This window comes from Ensifer adhaerens, from assembly GCF_028993555.1.
Classification (GTDB): Bacteria; Pseudomonadota; Alphaproteobacteria; order Rhizobiales; family Rhizobiaceae; genus Ensifer; species Ensifer adhaerens_I.
Genome location: NZ_CP118610.1, coordinates 1435628 through 1455026 on the forward strand (window position 1 = coordinate 1435628; position 19399 = coordinate 1455026).

At 60.5% G+C, this 19399-nt stretch carries 17 protein-coding genes, 5 tRNA genes and 2 pseudogenes; 11 read left to right on the top strand and 13 right to left on the bottom strand.

Annotation, left to right across the window (positions count from 1 at the left end):
* Nucleotide 1: 1 nt before the first annotated feature.
* Nucleotides 2-187: a winged helix DNA-binding protein gene (locus tag PWG15_RS06985; protein WP_275023703.1), complete on the top strand. Its 186-nt coding sequence runs from the start codon at nt 2-4 to the stop codon at nt 185-187.
* Nucleotides 188-393: 206 nt separating this feature from the next.
* Here PWG15_RS06985 and PWG15_RS06990 read toward each other — a convergent pair.
* Nucleotides 394-555 (bottom strand): annotated as a pseudogene (locus PWG15_RS06990) (JAB domain-containing protein); the annotation flags it as partial.
* Nucleotides 556-943: 388 nt separating this feature from the next.
* Here PWG15_RS06990 and PWG15_RS06995 point away from each other — a divergent pair.
* Nucleotides 944-1858 (top strand): nucleotidyltransferase and HEPN domain-containing protein, encoded by a 915-nt coding sequence (locus tag PWG15_RS06995; protein WP_275023704.1) that lies wholly within the window; start codon nt 944-946, stop codon nt 1856-1858.
* 52 nt (nt 1859-1910) lie between these two features.
* Here the strand turns inward: PWG15_RS06995 and PWG15_RS07000 are convergent.
* The 4 genes and pseudogenes from PWG15_RS07000 to phaC form a co-directional block, all read right to left on the bottom strand.
* A pseudogene (locus PWG15_RS07000) lies at nt 1911-2178 on the bottom strand (RadC family protein); the annotation flags it as partial.
* Complete coding sequence (gene map / locus PWG15_RS07005) at nt 2175-3014, bottom strand: type I methionyl aminopeptidase (protein WP_275023705.1); 840 nt, start codon at nt 3012-3014, stop codon at nt 2175-2177. The gene map and the pseudogene PWG15_RS07000, both read right to left, overlap by 4 nt.
* A gap of 31 nt (nt 3015-3045) precedes the next feature.
* Entirely contained in the window at nt 3046-3765 is a 720-nt protein-coding gene (gene sfsA, locus PWG15_RS07010; protein WP_275023706.1) for a DNA/RNA nuclease SfsA, read from the bottom strand.
* Nucleotides 3766-3784: 19 nt separating this feature from the next.
* Nucleotides 3785-5635, bottom strand: a complete 1851-nt coding sequence (phaC, locus tag PWG15_RS07015) for a poly(3-hydroxyalkanoate) polymerase subunit PhaC (RefSeq protein WP_275023707.1) — start codon at nt 5633-5635, stop codon at nt 3785-3787.
* A gap of 108 nt (nt 5636-5743) precedes the next feature.
* On the opposite strand from phaC, the gene PWG15_RS07020 reads away from it, so the two are divergent.
* The 5 genes from PWG15_RS07020 (at nt 5744) to PWG15_RS07040 (ending at nt 11303) form a co-directional block, all read left to right on the top strand.
* Nucleotides 5744-6052, top strand: coding sequence for an SHOCT domain-containing protein (locus PWG15_RS07020; protein ID WP_275023708.1), 309 nt, complete (start codon nt 5744-5746; stop codon nt 6050-6052).
* 126 nt (nt 6053-6178) lie between these two features.
* A complete protein-coding gene (locus PWG15_RS07025) occupies nt 6179-7396 on the top strand; it encodes an LL-diaminopimelate aminotransferase (protein WP_089044643.1) in 1218 nt (405 codons plus the stop codon).
* A gap of 151 nt (nt 7397-7547) precedes the next feature.
* Nucleotides 7548-8870: a homoserine dehydrogenase gene (locus tag PWG15_RS07030; RefSeq protein ID WP_275023709.1), complete on the top strand. Its 1323-nt coding sequence runs from the start codon at nt 7548-7550 to the stop codon at nt 8868-8870.
* A 232-nt stretch (nt 8871-9102) separates the two neighbouring features.
* A complete protein-coding gene (gene recJ / locus PWG15_RS07035) occupies nt 9103-10905 on the top strand; it encodes a single-stranded-DNA-specific exonuclease RecJ (protein WP_275023710.1) in 1803 nt (600 codons plus the stop codon).
* A 170-nt stretch (nt 10906-11075) separates the two neighbouring features.
* Nucleotides 11076-11303 (top strand): hypothetical protein, encoded by a 228-nt coding sequence (locus PWG15_RS07040; protein WP_275023711.1) that lies wholly within the window; start codon nt 11076-11078, stop codon nt 11301-11303.
* Between the two features lie 107 nt (nt 11304-11410).
* Here the strand turns inward: PWG15_RS07040 and PWG15_RS07045 are convergent.
* The 6 genes from PWG15_RS07045 to PWG15_RS07070 form a co-directional block, all read right to left on the bottom strand.
* Nucleotides 11411-11485 (bottom strand) — tRNA-Glu (locus PWG15_RS07045).
* Nucleotides 11486-11690: 205 nt separating this feature from the next.
* Nucleotides 11691-11765: transfer RNA gene (locus PWG15_RS07050), tRNA-Glu, on the bottom strand.
* 199 nt (nt 11766-11964) lie between these two features.
* Nucleotides 11965-12039: transfer RNA gene (locus PWG15_RS07055), tRNA-Glu, on the bottom strand.
* A 199-nt stretch (nt 12040-12238) separates the two neighbouring features.
* Nucleotides 12239-12313, bottom strand: a tRNA-Glu gene (locus PWG15_RS07060).
* Nucleotides 12314-12449: 136 nt separating this feature from the next.
* Nucleotides 12450-13772 carry a D-Ala-D-Ala carboxypeptidase family metallohydrolase gene (locus tag PWG15_RS07065; protein ID WP_275023712.1) on the bottom strand — a complete coding sequence of 441 codons (1323 nt, stop codon included), beginning with the start codon at nt 13770-13772 and terminating at the stop codon, nt 12450-12452.
* Nucleotides 13773-14169: 397 nt separating this feature from the next.
* Complete coding sequence (locus PWG15_RS07070; RefSeq protein WP_057255868.1) at nt 14170-14610, bottom strand: VOC family protein; 441 nt, start codon at nt 14608-14610, stop codon at nt 14170-14172.
* Nucleotides 14611-14806: 196 nt separating this feature from the next.
* Between PWG15_RS07070 and PWG15_RS07075 the strand changes: the two genes are divergently transcribed.
* From PWG15_RS07075 to PWG15_RS07085, 3 genes are all read left to right on the top strand, one after another.
* Entirely contained in the window at nt 14807-15385 is a 579-nt protein-coding gene (locus PWG15_RS07075) for a cold-shock protein (RefSeq protein ID WP_043623636.1), read from the top strand.
* Entirely contained in the window at nt 15385-15864 is a 480-nt protein-coding gene (locus tag PWG15_RS07080) for a DUF192 domain-containing protein (RefSeq protein WP_275023713.1), read from the top strand. The genes PWG15_RS07075 and PWG15_RS07080 overlap by 1 nt, the downstream gene beginning before the upstream one ends.
* Nucleotides 15865-16049: 185 nt before the next feature.
* Entirely contained in the window at nt 16050-16697 is a 648-nt protein-coding gene (locus PWG15_RS07085; protein ID WP_275023714.1) for an outer membrane protein, read from the top strand.
* Between the two features lie 55 nt (nt 16698-16752).
* On the opposite strand, the gene PWG15_RS07090 is transcribed toward PWG15_RS07085, so the two are convergent.
* Together PWG15_RS07090 and PWG15_RS07095 are read right to left on the bottom strand one after the other, a co-directional pair.
* Entirely contained in the window at nt 16753-17394 is a 642-nt protein-coding gene (locus PWG15_RS07090; RefSeq protein WP_275023715.1) for a DUF1062 domain-containing protein, read from the bottom strand.
* A gap of 489 nt (nt 17395-17883) precedes the next feature.
* Entirely contained in the window at nt 17884-19068 is a 1185-nt protein-coding gene (locus PWG15_RS07095) for a GGDEF domain-containing protein (protein WP_275023716.1), read from the bottom strand.
* 244 nt (nt 19069-19312) lie between these two features.
* Between PWG15_RS07095 and PWG15_RS07100 the strand changes: the two genes are divergently transcribed.
* Nucleotides 19313-19389 (top strand) — tRNA-Pro (locus PWG15_RS07100).
* The last annotated feature ends 10 nt before the right edge of the window (nt 19390-19399 follow it).

Genomic DNA, 19399 nt, shown 5'->3' on the forward strand with positions numbered 1-19399 from the left:
GTTGCATATCACCGAAGCGGGTTCCAATCAGCTTGCGAAGATGATTCCCGGGGTTCAGCGAGTCCAGCAACAGCTTCTGGCGGCGCTGACCGAGCCGGAACAGGCCCAGTTCCTGGAACTGCTCAAGAAAGTGACGCAAAGCGTGAACGAAAGGAGCCGGGCGCTGTTGCGGACCCAGGACAGCTAGCGACCACACGCTGTAGTAACAACATTCTAATTCGGCATGGGCATGAGTGGTGTGCTGGAAGGCCTCATCGAGGCGGCTGCATCCGCCGCGCCAAGTAGATGTAGGCCAGCGCGATCCCAGGAAAAGTTTTGGGCGGTTTTTCCGTCCTGAATTGCGCAATTCCAGGGAGTTGGGTCAATTCAATGTTTCAGAGACCCGTACCGTTCTCAAAACAGTCGCAACCCTTTCAGGCTCACGTGACCGTCCTTGCCGATGATGATGTGATCGTGCACGGCGATCCCCAAAGGCTTCGCTGTTTCGACGATCAGCTTGGTCATGTCGATATCGGCGCGCGATGGGGTCGGATCGCCTGATGGATGGTTGTGGAGCACTCTGTCCATGAGTGTATCCATACGATTCGAGTGACGTTCAAATGGTGCCGGAAAGTGGGGTGAGTCTTGTGGTCGGAGAATCAAGCGGCCTCAGCTTTTTCAGCTTGATCCCTCTCTCCTGCTTGGTCGTTGTGCCATGCGGCACATCACCATATTCTTCTGATCCCACATGGGATGTGGATGCGAAGCGTTCTCGCTTTTCTTTCCAAAATCGCATGATGTATCAAGTGGAACAGTCGGGCGAGTGTAAGTGCCTTCGACCAACGTTTGTGAAGTTCTTGCGAAGGTGTCGTTACGGTTGCTTCGTTGAATTGGCCGGCACCTTTCGGCAAGGTGTCACCGACCATTTGGCGCGATTCCCGCGCGAAGGACCGATTGTTTGCCGATGAAGACGAGCCTCGACCACTTGCCCGAAGCCAAGCGGCGCCAACTCGCCCGGGCGCTCGAAATCCTGCGCGAGGAGTTTGAGGACGCGCTGGCTGGGGGCGAGGCCGATTTCAAGAAGAAAGGGCGCATCCTCAAGGTCATTCTGTTCGGCAGTTACGGCCGCGGCGACTGGGTCGATGAACCACACACTGGCAAGGGCTATCGTTCCGACTACGACCTGTTGGTGATTGTCAACAATCGCAAGCTGACGGACTTTACCAGATACTGGAACAACGCTGCCGACCGGCTTTTGAACGACCGGGAGCTGAAGGGCATCCAGGTGTCGTTCATCGTGCATTCGCGCCGAGAGGTGAACACGGAAATCAAGCGCGGGCATGGCTTCTTCTGCGACATCCGCAGCCAAGGCATCGTCCTCTACGAGCTCGACAGCGAACCGCTGGCTGAACCGCAACCGATGTCTGTGGCGGAGCAGTTGAAGGTCGCGCAAAGTCACTATGAGAGCCGCTTCCCCCACGCAGAAGGGTTCGTCATAGGCGCTGAGTTTCATTGGAAGGGCGGACGTCCCAACCATGCCGCTTTCGAACTGCATCAAGCAATCGAGCACGCTTACTCAACCGTGCTTCTTGTGCTGAAGAACTACGGCCCACCGTCTCACAACTTGCGCTTTTTGCGTGGGGTTGCAGAGGGTCTCGATCGTCGTCTCGTCGAGGCCTGGCCGCATGGCCAGCAACGCTACGTTGCCTGGTTCAACACGATCAACGACGCCTATGTGAAGGCGCGTTACTCCATGCACTATCAGATTAGTGATGAAGCGTTGTCCTTTTTGGTGGAGCGCACCCAGGTTCTTCATGCTTTGGTCAAAACGGTCTGCGAAGATTATCTGGCCGGGCTGACCGGCGAAAACCGAAGGTAAGTTGCGATCTGGAGCCTTCAAATACACTCGTGCAGACGCGGATTGATGCCTTGAAACGGTCAATGAGCGCCTTGGCGATCGGCGTGGTATCCTTGCGCGGGATCAGCAGCATTTCCAGGATTTCATAGTCCGCGAGCACGGCGTCGCCATGCTCGCGGTAGCGCGCCCGCAGCCGATCACGATGGCCGTGATAATGCGCTTCGGGTGCCGGTGCCTTCTTGGCCGCCGGTCCGCTGTCCAACTGCAATTGTGGAAAGAACGTCCTCTCGTCCGCCGATGGCGCTTTCATCGCCGTCAGGGGAGATCGGACGCTTCTTCATGCGGCGCCGGCGTTGTTGAGGCCCGGCTTGAACAGGCCGGCCGGCGACAGCGTGAAGATCTCGCAGCCATCGGCGGTCACGCCGACCGTGTGCTCGTACTGGGCCGAAAGCGACCGGTCACGGGTAACGGCGGTCCAGCCGTCCGCGAGCACTTTCACGTGTGGGCGCCCGAGATTGATCATCGGCTCGATGGTGAAGATCATGCCCTCGCGCAATTCCGGGCCTTCATTGGCGCGACCGTAGTGCAGGATGTTCGGTGCGTCGTGGAAGAGTTTGCCGACGCCGTGACCGCAGAAGTCGCGCACGACCGAGCAGCGTTCCGCTTCCGCGTAGGTCTGGATCGCCTCGCCGATGGCGCCGGTGCGGGCGCCAGGGCGTACGGCGGCAATGCCGCGCATCAGGCTCTCATGGGTCACATCGAGCAGCCGCTCGGCCGCGCGCTTGATCTCGCCCACCGGATACATGCGGCTGGAATCGCCGTGCCAGCCATCAACGACATAGGTGACGTCGATATTGACGATGTCGCCGTCGCGCAGCGGCTTGTCGTTCGGAATCCCGTGACAGACCACGTGATTGATCGAGGTGCAGGAGGACTTCGTGTAGCCACGGTAGTTCAGCGTCGCGGGCAGGGCGCCATTGTCCATGCCGAACTCGAACACGAAGCGGTCGATCTCGTCGGTCGTCACACCGGGCTGCACGCGCGAGACCAGTTCGTCGAGGCAGCGCGCGGTCACCTGGCAGGCCTTGCGCATGCCCTCAAAACCTTCCGGTCCGTAGAGCCGGATGACGCCGGTGTTTTTATAGGGGGCGGACCCTGCCTCGATGTAAGTCACCATTCCAAAGCCTTCATTTGTTCCAAGTCGGATTTCATAGAGCAGCGAGGGCGCCTTCGTCCACTGCCATCAACCCGGTCGGACGGATTTGCGTCGGCGATACCTGACATTTGATCGCGTAGGCCTCGACCCCACGCGCCATGGCGCGATCAAAGGCTTGCGCGTAGGCCGGATCGAAATCGCGGCAGATTCTTAAGCGTTCGCAGTCGCCGCGCTGCACGAGATAGATCATGACGGCACGGTGACCAGCTTCGACCATGTCGCCGAGCTCGTCGAGATGTTTAGCGCCGCGTTCCGTCGGGCTATCCGGAAACTCCGCTAGACGCGGCGTGCGGCTGAAATGCACGTTCTTCACCTCGACATAAGCAAGGCCGCGATCGGGGTCGCTGAGCAGGATATCGATCCGCGAATTGCGGCCGTATCTCTGTTCCCGGGCGAAGCCTTGATAGGTGTGGAGATCGGAGACGAGCCCCAGCCGAATGGCCTCTTCTGCGAGCCGGTTGGGCAAACCGGTGTTTATCCCGACCAGAGTGCCGTCGGCTTCGACGATTTCGAGCATGTGACGGTATTTCCGTGTCGGGCTGTCATGTTCCGACATCCAGATGCGCGAGCCGGGCGTCGTCAGGCCACGCATCGAGCCCGTATTCGGGCAGGATCCGGTCAGAGCTGCGCCGTCGGGCAGGATCGCATCGAAAAGAAAGCGCTTGTAGCGCTGCACGAGAGTTGCCTGTGCGAGCGGCGGGTCGAAGATCAAGATTGTTCCTGCAGCTGTTTCATGCCCGCGCGCGAACGTAGGAGCCTGGCGCTTCCTCGAGCGAGTTCAGCGGTCCACCGGCTTTACGGGCCGGAACGCGCCTCTTGTCGAGCTTCTCGATCCATTGGTGCCAATGCGGCCACCAGGATCCGGGCGTTTCTTTCGCGTCCTTGAACCAGTCGTCAAAATCGCCCTTGGGCGCGCCGCCGGTCCAGAACTGGTACTTGCCCTTATCCGGCGGGTTGACGACACCGGCAATGTGGCCGGAGCCGGAAAGCACATAGGTGACCTTGCCGCCAAAGGAAGAGCTGCCCAGGAACACCGAGCGCGGCGGGGCGATGTGGTCTTCCTTGGTGGCGAGATTGTAGATCGGGACCTTGACGTCGCCGAGCGACACCTGCCGTCCCGCCAGCATCATCTCGCCCTTCGAGAGCTTGTTCTCGAGGTAGCAATTGCGAAGGTAGAAGGAGTGGTTGGCGGCCGGCATCCTTGTCGAATCGGAATTCCAGTAGAGCAGGTCGAAGGGCAGGGGATCCTGCCCCTTGAGGTAGTTGTTGACGAAGTAGGGCCAGATCAGTTCGGAGGCGCGCAGCATGTTGAAGGCGGTCGCCATCTTCGAGCCGTCGAGATAGCCCGTCACGCTCATGTTCTGCTCAATCTGGCGAATCTGGTCCTCGTCGACGAAGACCTTGAGGTCGCCGGCATGGGTGAAATCGACCTGTGTCGTGAAGAGTGTTGCCGAGCGGATGCGATCGTCGCCTTCGGCGGCATGCAGTGCGAGGGTCGCAGCAAGCAAGGTACCGCCGACGCAATAACCGATGGCGTTGACCTCACGCTCGCCGGTCGCCTGCTCGACGGTATCGAGCGCAAAGCCGATGCCTTCGCGGGCATAGGCTTCCCAGTCCTTCGTCGCATGCCGTTCATCGGGGTTCACCCAGGAGATGACGAACACCGTATGGCCCTGGTCGACTGCCCATTTGATGAAGGATTTCTGCGGGTTCAGATCGAGCACGTAGAACTTGTTGATCCATGGCGGGCAGATCAGCAAAGGCCGCTTCAATACGGTCTCCGTCGTCGCCTCATACTGCAGCACCTGGCAGACATCGCTTTGGGCGATGACCTTGCCGGGCGTGATCGCGATATTCTCGCCGATCGCGAACTTGCTGGTGTCGGTCTGCCTGAGCTTGAGGTCGCCGCGGCCGGCGGCCACGTCCTCGGCAAACATCTGCATGCCCTTGACGAGGTTGGCTCCGTTCGATGCGACGGTTTCCCGATAGAGTTGCGGATTGGTGGTGACGAAATTCGTGGGTGAGAGCGCGCTCGAAACCTGGCGAACGTAGAAGGCCGCCTTGTGTTTGGTGTGGTCGTCGAGCCCTTCGGCGTCCTCGACCATGCGCTCGGCCCAATCCGAGGTGACGAAATAGGCCTGCCGGATGAAGTCGAAGAACGGGTTCTTCACCCAATCCTCGTCCGTAAAGCGCTTGTCGTTACGCTGGAGGGCGGCAGGCGCCGCTGTGCCGACGTCGCCGGACATGCGGTGGAGCGTTCGCGACCAGATCTCGAAGAAGCTGCCCATCAGGTGCGTCTGCGCTTCAAGCGTGCGGCGCGGATCGGAAAGCCAGTATTCGGAGACCTTGGAGAGCGTTTTCACCATGTCGGTGACCGGCTCGGCGAAGACGTCGGATTTCTGCCCCGATTCACGCGGAGCCAGCCAAGCGGATGCCGCCTTGCCGAGTTGCTCCATGGCGCGGGCGAGGTTGACGGCGAGGCTTTCCGGGTCCTTGACGATGTAAGGTTCGACGGATTTGGGGTCGAATCCCGCGAAGCCGTCCTTGCCAGTGGTGCCTTCCGCATTCCTCTCTGCTGTCACCCGGCTTCCTCCACAGCATCTTGTTTGTTTTGTATTTTTACATTCTGCCCGAAAATGATTACAAGGGCTAGCGCATCGTCGCGCGTCAAAACAGAGGTCGTCTTTAGTATGCTTGCCGTCGGAAAACAGCGTCCCATCACCTGGCTTGCCGGGATCGTTCTGCTAGGCGCGCTTGCTGGCTGCAACAGCCAGAAGACAAACTTCGAGAACTATCCTTCGGTCTATGGTCAGAAGCCGGCCGCGACGACGCAGATGACCAATGAGGAAGCGGCCGACATGCAGGCGCGCCTGACGTCGCTTGGCGCCGCCCGCAAGTCCGGCGCGATCTCCGAAGCTGAATATCAGCGTCGTCTGAAGGAAATGCGCGCGCTCGCCGAACAGCACGGTACTGACACGCTGAAAGAGATCCAGAATTAGCGCTTGCCTTTCCGGTGATTTGGACGCAAAGCGTTCAATGGCCGCAAGGACGGCCGTTCACCACAGCGCACGGTTTCGCGAAGGCTTGAGCCGCTGGCGGGAGCGTGCGCCAAACGAGGTTTGGAGATGGAAGAGTTTCACAAAGTCCGGCGTTTGCCGCCCTATGTTTTCGAACAGGTCAACCGTTTGAAAGCAAGCGCGCGAGCGGCCGGTGCTGACATCATCGACCTCGGCATGGGCAATCCGGATCTTCCCACACCACAGTCGATTGTCGACAAGCTCTGCGAGGCCGTTCAGGACCCGCGCACGCATCGTTATTCGTCGTCGAAGGGCATTCCCGGGCTGCGTCGTGCCCAGGCCGCCTATTACGCCCGTCGCTTCGGCGTCAAGTTGAACCCGGATACGCAGGTCGTCGCCACCCTTGGTTCCAAGGAAGGCTTTGCCAACATGGCCCAGGCGATCACGGCGCCCGGTGACGTGATCCTGTGCCCGAACCCCACCTATCCGATCCACGCCTTTGGTTTCCTGATGGCCGGCGGCGTCATCCGCTCGATCTCGGTCGAACCGGACGAGACCTTCTTCGGGCCGCTGGAGCGCGCCGTTCGCCACTCGATCCCGAAGCCTTTGGCGCTGATCCTCAACTATCCGTCGAACCCGACGGCGCAGGTAGCGACGCTCGATTTCTACAAGGACGTGATCGCGTTTGCGAAGAAGCACGACATCATCGTGTTGTCGGATCTCGCCTATTCGGAAATCTACTTCAACGACGCACCGCCGCCGTCAGTTCTGGAAGTACCGGGCGCGATCGACTGCACGGTCGAGTTCACCTCGATGTCGAAGACCTTCTCGATGCCGGGCTGGCGCATGGGTTTTGCCGTCGGTAACGAGCGGCTGATTGCAGCGCTGACACGGGTGAAGTCCTACCTCGACTACGGCGCGTTTACGCCGATCCAGGTGGCCGCCACCCAGGCACTGAACGGCGACGGCAGCGACATTGCCGAAGTGCGCAACATCTACAAGCGCCGCCGCGACGTGATGGTCGAGAGCTTCGGCAAGGCCGGCTTCGAAGTGCCGCCGCCGGCAGCGACGATGTTTGCCTGGGCGAAGATCCCCGAGAAGTTCCGTCATCTCGGTTCGCTCGAGTTCTCGAAGCTCCTCGTCGAGAAGGCTGACGTCGCGGTTGCTCCGGGCATCGGCTTCGGCGAACAGGGCGACGACTATGTTCGTCTGGCCCTCGTCGAGAACGAGCACCGCATCCGCCAGGCGGCGCGCAACATCAAGAAGTTCCTGTCGACCGCCGACGAGACGATGCACAACGTCATCTCGCTCAACGCGCACAGGTGATTGGAGCGGGATGAGGAAAAGTGTCTTCGGTTTTCCGCCCGCATCCCGCTTAACAAATGATTCAAGACGGGAGGCGCGCCACCAGTGCGCCTCCTTCCACAACGGCACCGCGGTTCTCGCGGGTTCGCCCTCTACATGTTAGGAAATGGCTATGGCAGATGCCCTCAAAATCGGCATTGCGGGCTTGGGTACCGTCGGTGCCTCGCTCGTGCGAATCCTCCAGGATCGTCACGAGATGCTTGCGACAACGTGCGGGCGGGCAATCGAGACCACGGCCGTTACCGCGCGCGACCGTAACAGGGATCGCGGCGTCGATCTTTCGAAGGTCAGCTGGTTCGATGATGCCATTTCGCTGGCGCGGGGCGCCGATATCGACGTCTTCGTCGAACTGATGGGCGGCTCGGGCGATCCGGCCTATTCGGCCGTCAAGGCGGCGCTTGAGCGCGGCATTCATGTTGTGACCGCCAACAAGGCGCTGCTGGCCGCCCATGGCATCGAACTCGCCAAGATCGCCGAGGAGAAGGGCGCGCTGCTCAACTACGAAGCGGCAGTTGCCGGCGGTATTCCGGTTATCAAGGCTCTGCGCGAGTCCATGACCGGCAACACGATCTCGCGTGTCTACGGGATCATGAACGGCACCTGCAACTACATCCTGACGAAGATGGAGAAGGAAGAGCTTTCCTTCGAAGCCTGCCTCAAGGAAGCGCAGCGCCTCGGTTATGCCGAAGCGGATCCGGCCTTCGACATCGAAGGCAACGACACCGCGCACAAGCTGTCGATCCTGACGAGCCTCGCCTTCGGCACGGCGATTGCGGCCGACGACATCTATCTCGAAGGCATCACCAACATTTCGATCGACGACATCCATGCGGCCGCCGACCTCGGTTACCGCATCAAGCTCCTGGGCGTCGCGCAGCGCACCGAGAGTGGTATCGAACAGCGCGTCCACCCGACGATGGTGCCCTATGATTCCGTCATTGCGCAGGTCGATGGCGTGACCAATGCGGTTGCGATCGAATCCGACATTCTCGGTGAATTGCTGATGGTCGGCCCCGGTGCCGGCGGCAACGCAACGGCCTCGGCGGTTCTCGGCGATATCGCCGACATTGCCAAGAGCCGGCCTGGCGCCCAGCACGTCCCGGCCTTCGGCCGCCCGACGCATGCGCTGTTGCCTTACAAGCGTGCCCAGATCCAGAGCCACGAGGGCGGCTACTTCATTCGGCTGAAGGTGGTCGATCGCACTGGCGTTTTCGCAAACATCGCGACGCGCATGGCCGACAACGGCATCTCGCTGGAATCGATCATGCAGCATTCCAAGCACCTGATGGAATCGGGTGAGCCGCAGACGATCATTCTGGTGACACACGCAACGTCGGAGCATTCCGTTCGCGATGCCATCAAGGCGATCAAGGGCGAGGGGTATCTCGTCGGCGAACCGCAGGTCATCCGCATCGAACGTCCGAAGGCGAACTGAGGACGGGCAGAGGCCTCAGGCCGCAAGGCACGGCACCCGTAGCGTTGGACTGCCATCGATAGATTGAAAGCCTCGCCGTGCAAGCACGCCGGCGAGGCTTTCTTGTTTGGCATTGGGGAGTGAAGCCGATAAGGCCGTGAAACGCGGATCTCTGTGTATGCCGTTCCAAAAACGGTCACGATTGTCGGGGTTATGCGCTAAGAAACGTTAAGCGCAGGCGGGTGGGACGAGCATGGAAGAATTGGTGGATCCGGTACAGCGGGCCTTTCTCGGCGTCGAGCAGTCGATCAGCGGCCAGCGCTGGGTGTCGCGGCTTGATCAGGCGGGCCAGAACCGGGCACTCGCCATCAGCCAGATCCACGGCTATTCCGATCTGCTCGGTCGCGTGCTTGCCGGCCGCGGCGTCGTGCTCGACGATGCCGCAAGCTTCCTCGATCCGACGCTGCGCTCACTGATGCCGGATCCGGATACGCTGACCGATTGCCGCAAGGCCGCTGATCGCCTGGCGGCCGCCATCAAGCGGCGTGAAAAGGTCGTTGTCTTCGGTGACTACGACGTCGATGGTGCTGCCTCGTCGGCCCTTATGGCCCGCTTCCTCCGTCACTTCGGCATCGACGCGGAGATCTATATTCCCGATCGGATTTTCGAGGGCTACGGGCCGAATCCGACGGCGATCGAACAACTGGTCGACAATGGCGCGGATCTCATCGTGACCGTCGACTGCGGCTCGACGAGCCATGAGGCGCTTGCCGTGGCGGCGCAACGCGAGGTCGATGTCGTCGTCATCGACCACCACCAGGTTGGCTCTGCGCTGCCGGTCTGCCATGCGCTCGTCAATCCCAACAGGGAAGACGATCTTTCAGGGCAGGGACATCTCTGTGCTGCCGGCGTCGTTTATCTCGTTCTGGTCAACACCTTGCGCGTTCTGCGCAATGCCGGCGATGGCCGTGTTGCATCCTTCGATCTGCTGGCCCAGCTCGATCTGGTGGCGCTTGCCACCGTCTGTGACGTCGTGCCGCTCAAGGGGCTCAATCGGGCCTATGTCGTCAAAGGACTGATTGCTGCACGGCATATGGGCAATGTCGGGCTCGCGGCGTTGCTGCGGAAGGCAGCGATCGGCGGCCCGGTCACGCCCTATCACCTGGGATTTCTGGTGGGGCCGCGAATCAACGCCGGTGGCCGCATCGGCGATGCAGCGCTCGGCAGCCGGCTTCTGGCCATGGACGATGCCGGAGCGGCGGAAAAGATCGCCGCACAGCTTGATGAACTCAACCGCGAGCGGCAGGCCATGGAAGCCGCCATGCTGGCCGAGGCCGAGGCTGAGGTCCTTGCGGAGTACGGCACGGGCGAGGGCGCCTCGGTGATCGTCACGGCGCGTGAGAACTGGCATCCCGGCATCGTCGGTCTGCTCGCCGCTCGCATCAAGGAGAAGTTCCGCCGCCCGACCTTTGCCATCGCCTTCGACCCGAACGGGCGCGGCACCGGCTCTGGCCGTTCGATCAATGGCTTTGATATGGGCAAGATGGTCCGCGCCGCGGCCGATGGGGGCCTTCTGATCAAAGGCGGCGGTCATGCGATGGCTGCTGGCCTGACAGTCGAGCGCACGAAGCTCGGCAAGCTCCGGCAATTCTTCGAGGAACGTGCCGAAGTGGCAGTGCGCGACCTCGTCGCCATCCAGACGCTCAAGGTCGATGGCGCGCTCGCCGCCTCCGGTGCGACGCTGGAACTCATCGATCTCCTGGAGCAGGCCGGCCCCTACGGCTCGGCCCACCCGCAGCCGGTCTTTGCCTTCCCGCAGCATCGACTGCGCGACAGCCGGCAAGTGGGCGCCAACCACATCAAGGTGACGCTGGAGGGCCAGGACGGCAGCCGGCTCGACGGCATCGCGTTCCGGGCAACGGAGACGCCGCTCGGCGATTTCCTGCTCGCGAGCCGCGGGGCGTCCATTCACGTCGCAGGCTCGGTCTCGGCGGATTTGTGGCAAGGGCAGCGCCGGGTGCAGCTTCGCGTCACGGATGCAGCGAGGGCGTTTTGATACGCGCGTTCGCGCCGACATGGATTCCGGCGCATTGGCGATTGGCGTTGCCTCAACCATCCGTGCACTATCACTGATTTCACGGTGATGGCCGAGACAAGCACACATTGCACCCGTGGATGCAGGGGTGGTAGCATGGCCGCTTCGACGAGGCGTTTAGGGGGAGTTCGTTGCTGACCGTCAAATCCAGATTGGCGATAATACTGGCTGTTTTAGTGTTTGTGCCCACAGCTTGGTCGTACCTGGAAAATAATGATCCCTGCACAACCGAGTACTGCGTGTGGATCGCCGGTTTTGGGTTTTTGGCCGTATGTGCGGCGCTTGGGCTTTTTGCGCTGTATCACGCCCTGGTAATCCTGGAAGGGCTCTGGATGTCGTTCCTGCACCGCCATGACTAGGCATGACCGTCTTGGCTCTTACGGTGTTTTCGTCCAGGTGACGTACGCAAATCCCTTGAGAACGTTGGTTGGCTGACCGCGCTTGCTTCTGCTGGCCTTGGGGATCTTGGCACGCCCAACGGGACTCGAACCCGTGTTACCGCCGTGAGAGGGCGGCGTCCTGACCGCTAGACGATGGGCGCCCATGCTTCTCGCTGATGATTTGCAATGCAGTCTTGCGACCGTGCACAGTTTATCTGCGGATATTATGCTCTTTCAGCGCAAACCACGAGATAAATTCAACCGCATCGCTCCGGCGATAGGATCGCGGGATTCGATCGAAAGTGAGCCGCAGGCGCTAATTGCTGTGTAGCGATATTGGAAATGTGGGAGAGAAATTCAACACAGTGGCACGCCCTAGGGGAGTCGAACCCCTCTTCCCAGAATGAAAATCTGGTGTCCTAACCGATAGACGAAGGGCGCACTAGCTGTGTGGGCGCCTTATAGCCAGCGACTCTGGATACCGCAAGCGCCAATCTCAGGATTTTTGTGCTTTTCCTGTTAAAAACAGCGAGAAAAATTCGACGCGCGGCAGGCCGGAATCGGAGGTGCGTCCGAGACAGAAAATCACTGTTTCAGATGAGGAAAATGACGATTTGTGTGGGGGAGAAATTCAACACAGTGGCACGCCCTAGGGGAGTCGAACCCCTCTTCCCAGAATGAAAATCTGGTGTCCTAACCGATAGACGAAGGGCGCACTCGCTGTGTGGGCGCCTTATAGCCAGCGACTCTGGATACCGCAAGCGCCAATCTCAGGATTTTTGTGCTTTTCCTGTTAAAAACAGCGAGAAAAATTCGACGCGCGACAGGCCGGAATCGGAGATGTGTCCGAGACAGAAAATCACTGTTTCAGATGAGGAAAATGGCGATTTGTGTGAGGGAGAAATTCAACACAGTGGCACGCCCTAGGGGAGTCGAACCCCTCTTCCCAGAATGAAAATCTGGTGTCCTAACCGATAGACGAAGGGCGCACTCGCTGTGTGGGCGCCTTATAGCCAGAGGATTTCAGAACCGCAAGCGGCAAATTTCATATTTCTGTAAAAATTCCACAGTCGCGGGCCGGAGGGCACCTTGCGTGGAATAACTCATGGAAACAAGCGGTTGGCTTCAGCCTTTGCCGCGCCGGCAGCGCCAGTTCCAATCCCGCTGCGTGCCGATGTCGATATGGACCGACTCCGTGTGGCAATAGGTGCCGACGCCGCCGCGGCCGGGAACGCTGCGCAGGAATTCGGCAAGATCCCACTTGCTGACGCCCTGGACCTGAATGTCTGCTGCCTCGCAGCGCGTATGCAGCGACTGCTTCGCGCGGTTGACCTTGATCGGTCTGAGGCCGGAGGTCACCATGACCTGTTTGCCGTAATGTGATTCCACCTTCTTCAGCATCTGCATGAGCTCGGGCTTGAAGCAACCGGCATCGACCTTTTCCGTCTGAAGAATCAGTCCGCTCGGTGCCAGCCGCGCCAGGCCCGAAAGGGATGCAACCTGCACCGGCGCGCTGTCGTCGTCGTCGCCGAGATGCTCTTCGTGCTCGAAATTGTAGAGCGAATTCAGTTTGACGCCCGGAAGCGTGTAGGCGAGGGATGCTGTCTGCGGCTGGCTGGCGTTGCTGGTGGTAATCGTCTTCTTTTCCGCCGGCTGCGCAGCGCGCAGCGCTTCCTGCTGTTTCTCCTTGCGTTTCCCGGCAAAGAGCGTTGCGAGTGTCCAGGTTTTCGGCGCTTCCTGGTCGCCGTTGCTTTCCTTTGCCTCCGCGGTCGCCTGCATCGGTCCTGCGATTGCCACTTCCGTCGCGGCTGGCGCAACCTCCGCGTTGGCCACGGCCTGAAGTGCAGCCGAATTTTCACTGCCGGTGGCAGCCTCGGCGCTGAGCGGTACGGGGACGGCGTCCGGCGCCGGAGTGGGAGCGTAGGCGGTGACCGCCGTGTCTGCCGGCTGAGCGGTGGTCTCTTTGGCGGCACCCTGTTGCGGCGTCATGATCGGCCGAGGCTGTCGCTGAGTGCCGCTGAACAGGCTGTTGGTGGTCGCGTTCATGGCGGGCTGGCCGGCCGGCAGCGGCACGGCACCATTGGCCTGCGGCTGGGTGTTCGGCGTGCCCTGCGTCGCTACGGCCTGTCCATAGATGCTGGAAGAGGCGGCGCGCAGGCCTGTGGTCTGCATCGTCAGGGACTGGGCCTGGGTGGGGTCCTGCGCCGTGGCAGCCTGCTGCGCTTGCGGATCGCTGCCCATGGCGGCCACCTGCGCATCCCGGACCGGGCCCTGCCCAGCCGATTGTGCCGCCTGGGCTGCGGTCTGCCCCTCAAGGTCCAGCCCGGTGGTCACGTCGTTGTCGGCAACGGCCGACACGCAGCCGCTGAGCGCCAGGAGTGAAACGGATAAGGCAGCGGCCCGCGCAATGGCAGCGAGCACTGCACCCTTTGTACCCGGATGTTGCAACGTCCTATCCCCGCTCTCCGTGCATGATCGGCGAAGCCCCCGCCTTCTCATGCATTAAGTCTCAGTTCCGAAACATCGCTCAGAACAAACAAACTCATGTTTCTCGCGGCGATCCGAATGAACGCCACGGGAAAAGATCAGGCCAAGTACAAAGGGGGTCGTCGCCACGAGACATCGCGGATAGGACCCGGTATCAACGTTTCGCGCGAAAAAATACTCAACGACACGCGATTTGTAAACCGGCGCTAACCTTGAGCCCGCATGTTGCACACATGCAAAGGCCCGGATCGACCGGGCCTTAGATCATTCATAGCTGCTGCTGATCGGCGACTCGGCCATGCCAGCCGGTGAGACCGGCCACATAGGGGTATCCTCGCCAGTCAGAATTGCGCGGGGCTTACCATGCGCCGGTATTGGCCATCGAAGCCCAGGGCTCCTGCGCCGGACGGTTCTCGCCCTTCTGCAGGATTTCGATCGAAATGCCATCTGGGGAGCGTACGAAGGCCATATGGCCGTCGCGCGGCGGGCGGTTGATGGTGACGCCATTGTCCATCAGGTGCTGGCAGAAACCGTAGATATCGTCGACCTCATAGGCAAGGTGGCCGAAATTGCGCCCGCCCGTATAGTCTTCCGTATCCCAGTTGTAGGTGAGTTCGAGGCAGGGTGAGAGCTCCCCGCGGGCGCGATCGATGTCGCCGGGGGCGGCGAGGAAAACCAGCGTGAAGCGGCCTTTCTCGTTCTCGTAACGGCGGATTTCGGTCAGGCCGAAAAGCGTGCAGTAGAAGTTCAAGGCCTCGTCCAAATTCTTGACGCGAACCATCGTGTGCAGATAGCGCATTGCAATGTCCCTGTTTTGCAGAAGATGGCGTATACTGAGCTGCCAGCAAGCCAGAGGCAAGGCAGCGTCCGCATATTAGATCTCGGCCAAAATATGCCGAGGGTCTTGCGTATCCGCGGCGGGACGATGTTATTCTGGTCAATAAGAATCAGTTAACCGTATTGGTAGTTGCGCGTAAACGAGGGGCTGGGAGAGAATGGCGGATAGGACATCTTCAAAAGACGTCATGCATGGTGACGACTTTGGCAGTGACGCTCTCGACCTCATCGAAATCACGGGCGTGATCAAATGGTTCGACGTCGCCAAGGGCTTCGGGTTCATCGTGCCTGACAACGGCATGCAGGACGTGCTGGTCCACGTGACCTGCCTTCGGCGCGACGGTTACCAGACGGTTCTTGAGGGCGCGCGGGTCGTGGCTCTGATTCAGAAGCGGGATCGCGGCTACCAGGCGTTCCGCATCCTGTCCATGGATCAGTCGACCGCGGTACACCCGTCTCAGCTTCCCCCGGTGCGCACCCACGTGCAGGTGACGCCGACCAGCGGTCTTGAACGGGTCCTGGTCAAGTGGTTCAACCGCACCAAGGGCTTCGGCTTCCTGACACGCGGCGAAGGGACCGAGGACATCTTTGTTCATATGGAGACCCTGCGGCGCTTCGGTCTCACCGAGCTTCGTCCCGGACAGGTTGTCCTGGTGCGCTTTGGCGATGGCGAAAAGGGCTTGATGGCTGCCGAAATCCATCCGGACGGCCCGTCGCCGACAAGCCGGTCGCACTGATGCTTGCGGCACGAAACCTTTCCGGAAAAAGCGCCCTGTTGGCGCTTTTTTTGTTGTTCGTCTTCACCATTGTCGCTTTGGCCGAGGTCGAGTTCACCAAGGACAAGATGCGGATTGTGACCGCCGACGGGAAGGTGCACGAATTGACCGTCGAGCTCGCGGTCGATCCCGACCAGCGCGAGCAGGGGCTGATGTTCCGCAAGTCGATGGCACCGGATCACGGCATGCTGTTCGATTTCGGTGAGACACGCCGCGTGATGATGTGGATGAAGAACACCTATCTTCCGCTCGACATGCTGTTCATCGACAACAGGGGCGTCGTGCGGACGATCCGCGAGGATGCCGTCCCATTTTCCGAAGCGATCATTGATTCCGGTGAACCGGTCGCCTTCGTGCTCGAGCTCAATGCCGGCACCGTCAAACGCCTTGCTATTCGGGCCGGAGATCGTCTTGAAGGCGCTCGATTCCCGGGGCGATGATCCCCGGGGGTGATGATCACAAATCGACAGCTGGCATCCGTTGGCCTTGTAGTTCGAGGATCAGCGCCTAAATCACCTGTATCGAGACGAATCGATCCTTTCGATGACGACGGCAAAGCCTTTTGGGCAGACTTAAACTTAATAAGTTGCTAATGTTCTGCCGAAGGCGACAGGAGGCATCTGTGATGATCCGGAGTGTGCTTTTTGCGATCGTGGCGGCCTCTGCGTTCACACAAACAGCGATGGCGGCAGACCTGACGCCGGCGCTGGAGCCAGCGCCGGTTGTCGAAACGCCGCCGGTTTTCGTATGGACCGGCGGTTATGTCGGCCTTCAGGGCGGCGGCGGCTGGCTGAAGGGCGATTTCAGCGCGCCCGGCGGTAGCGGTTCTGAAGATTTCAATGGCGGCCTGCTCGGTGCCTTTGCCGGTTTCAATTATCAACAGGGTGATTGGGTTTACGGCATCGAGGGTGATGTCAACTACAACTGGAACGACAAGAGATTCGATGTAGGCGGCACGTCCGCTGACGTCGGTACCGATGTCTCCGGCGCAATTCGCGGGCGTGTCGGCTACGTGCTGAACGACAAGGCGCTGCTCTACGGGGCAGGGGGGTGGGCGGTCACGCGGGGCTTCGTTGACGTGCCCGGAGCGTCGAAGGAGAAAGAGACCTTCAACGGTTGGACGATTGGCGCTGGTGTCGACTACTCGTTTACGGACAACGTCTTCGGACGCGCCGAGTATCGCTACAACGACTATGGCGACAAGGACGTCGGCGGCGTCAACGTTGATCTCGACCAGCAGCAGTTCACCATCGGCGTCGGTGTGAAGTTCTGACCGATGTTTCCGAGACGAGGAAGCGCCGACGTGTCGCTGGCGCTTCTCGAAGCGTTCATGCCGGTTGCAAAATTCCGCCTGCGCGATCGGCGATTTCGGCTCGATCGCCTTCGTCCGACAGATCGAGAGCCGCACGCAGCCCGTCCCGGATGGGCCGTTGCAACGCCTTGCGTGAGCCAGACTGCAGCGTAAGCCGTCCTGCTTCTTCAAGCCGGCCTAGCCTGTTGCGCGACAGTCCGAGTTCCGTCGACAGCAGGCGATCGGCGCGCACGCGGATCGGCATCGGCACCTCAAGGACGATCTTAATATGGGTGCAGATGTCCCCTGGCCGAGCGACGACGCGCCTTGTCACATGGCAATCGGCGAATTCTTCGATCCTGTCGGTGCTTCGGCGCAGTCCCTCGACGTCGAACGAGACCCGGCGAATCCAGTGTGGGTCGTTGTTCTGAAGCGCATCGAGCGTTTGTGGCGCAATGTCGCGGACATTCTGCCGCTCGAAGATCGGGCGATTCCAGGTGTCGTCGCAATCGGCGCAGCGATAGATCAGCCAGGCATCGAGTCGCCGGCCGTTGGCATTCAGCCGCGTCTTGCCGCTGCACTCGAAGGGGCGCGCTCCGCGGCAGCGGCTGCAGGCAAGCCAGGGGCGGGGCGCGGTTTGTGGTTCAATGGTCCACAGGACCGTCAATGTATGAGACATGTCGTCTGGTTCTTCCAAAAGGAAGTCCATCGAGACGACGGTTTGAGTACCCGTTCCGGGGACGCGGTCTGGCAGCGTTTGTAGGTGATGGTTCCGCCCGGTGGTGTAGCACCGGGCTTGAGATCGGCAATGCCATTCCGGTCTCGAACCGTCACCTCGACGAACGCGTGAAATATCAATCCGATAGCGTCGAGCGCTACCGGGCGTACGGGGTGAAACTAGCGAGACCGGATTTTACAAAGGCAAAGCGAAACTCCAGGAGAGACAGCGCGATTGTGGCTGCGCGTGCGTTCTACAACGTCGTGCGTTCCGCGCGAAGTGCGGAGTTGTCACACATACGCGTCATGGTAGCTTTTTGCTCGCATAGGTGAAATTTTGCCACAGGCAATTTCTCTCAATAGGAGTAGTATGAGGCATTACACCTCCAATCTGGAGCGGCTTTTCCATCGGGAAGGCCGCTACTTTTTTGGAAGGTGTAGCCGATCCTTCTCAGCCGGCCCGGCCGAAACGCAACTCCGTTGATGTTGAAGCAGGTGCAGTCGCTGAGGAAAATGACATGACGCGGTTGCGACCGCTGCTCTTGGCCTGATAGAGCGCCGCGTCTGCCCTGTTGAACAGGTCCTCCCACGAACTTTCGTCGCCGCCGGCTGCAAGGCCCATGCTGACACTGAGTGCCACGCGTTGCCCGTTGCCTGTCACCACGAGTTCTTCGACGGAGCGGCGCAGCCGCTCGGCGATGACAAGCGCCTGCGCTTCGCTGGTCTGCGGCAGATAGAGGCCAAACTCTTCTCCGCCAAGACGGGCAAAGCAATCGCCCTTTCTGAGATTTTTCTTCATCAGGTCGGCAAAGGCGATCAGTGCCTGGTCGCCGGCCTGGTGGCCGTAGCGATCGTTGATGCGTTTGAAGAAGTCCAGATCCATGACGACGAGGCAGTCGCCATGCCAGTCCGATCCAGGCAGTTGCGTGAGAAACCAGCGTCGGTTGCGCGCGCCGGTCAAGGCATCGGTGTCGGCCGAACATCTGAGTTCGGCTTCGGCCCTCTCCTTGACGAGGACGAGCGCAAAGAGGGCGATCGCGAAGTGGCAGATGATCGAGAGGAAGAAGGCGTAGGTGGTGGTGATCGGTATGATTCCCGGCTTTACAAGGCCGATCACCACGGCAAGGCAGAGGCTGGCACCGACGGTCATGGCCGCCGCAAACAGCGCGCGTACCGGCAGTGGCTCCCTGTTGCGATCGGCGATGACGGCAAGGGCGGCCGCCGCCAGGAAAGCAAAGGCGGTGGCATTGAACACGCTGGCGCGGATGTAGTTGACCACATGGAAATGCGTGGCAAGGCCGATTGTCGCGCCCGCGGCCGGTATCGATAGCGCCAGCCAGTCCGCCTTGCGTCGGCGGCCAGCGCTCAAGCGGCGCACGCCGATCCAGAACAGCGCATAGCCGCCGATACCGAGCGTGAAACTCGAAAGCGTCCACAGATAGGTCGGCAGCAGCTGCTGTTCGCCGTAGCCGGCGAGCGTCGACGCAAGAGCCAGGAAGAAGAATCCGCTCGCGAGAATCCCAAGCCCTTCATCCCGCGGCGATTGCCAACGGGCATAAAGAAAGCAGAACGCGCCGACGAGGAACGACGATTTATGAAGCAGCAGAACGGTTGCGAGATCGAGTTGGGCGGTCATGGGATAGTGCTCGGGCGGGCTCGGGAGGCTGGCGCGGTGCGGTTGTGCACCACTTGGCTCTAGCCGCAATGGATTTAGCGATTACTAAACTCGAATGACAAACCGACACTTTTGTCCCATTTCGGGACATTTCTGCCAGCGACGGATCGCGAGTGGAGCGAAGCCAGGATTTCGTCAGTGTGGACGGCGAAGAAATAGATGTTGCAGCCCAAGGGCGAAGCGTGTATCTCCGGCGCCGTTGGCACGGAGTGTAGCGCAGTCTGGTAGCGCATCTGGTTTGGGACCAGAGGGTCGGGAGTTCGAATCTCTCCACTCCGACCATCGTAACGCC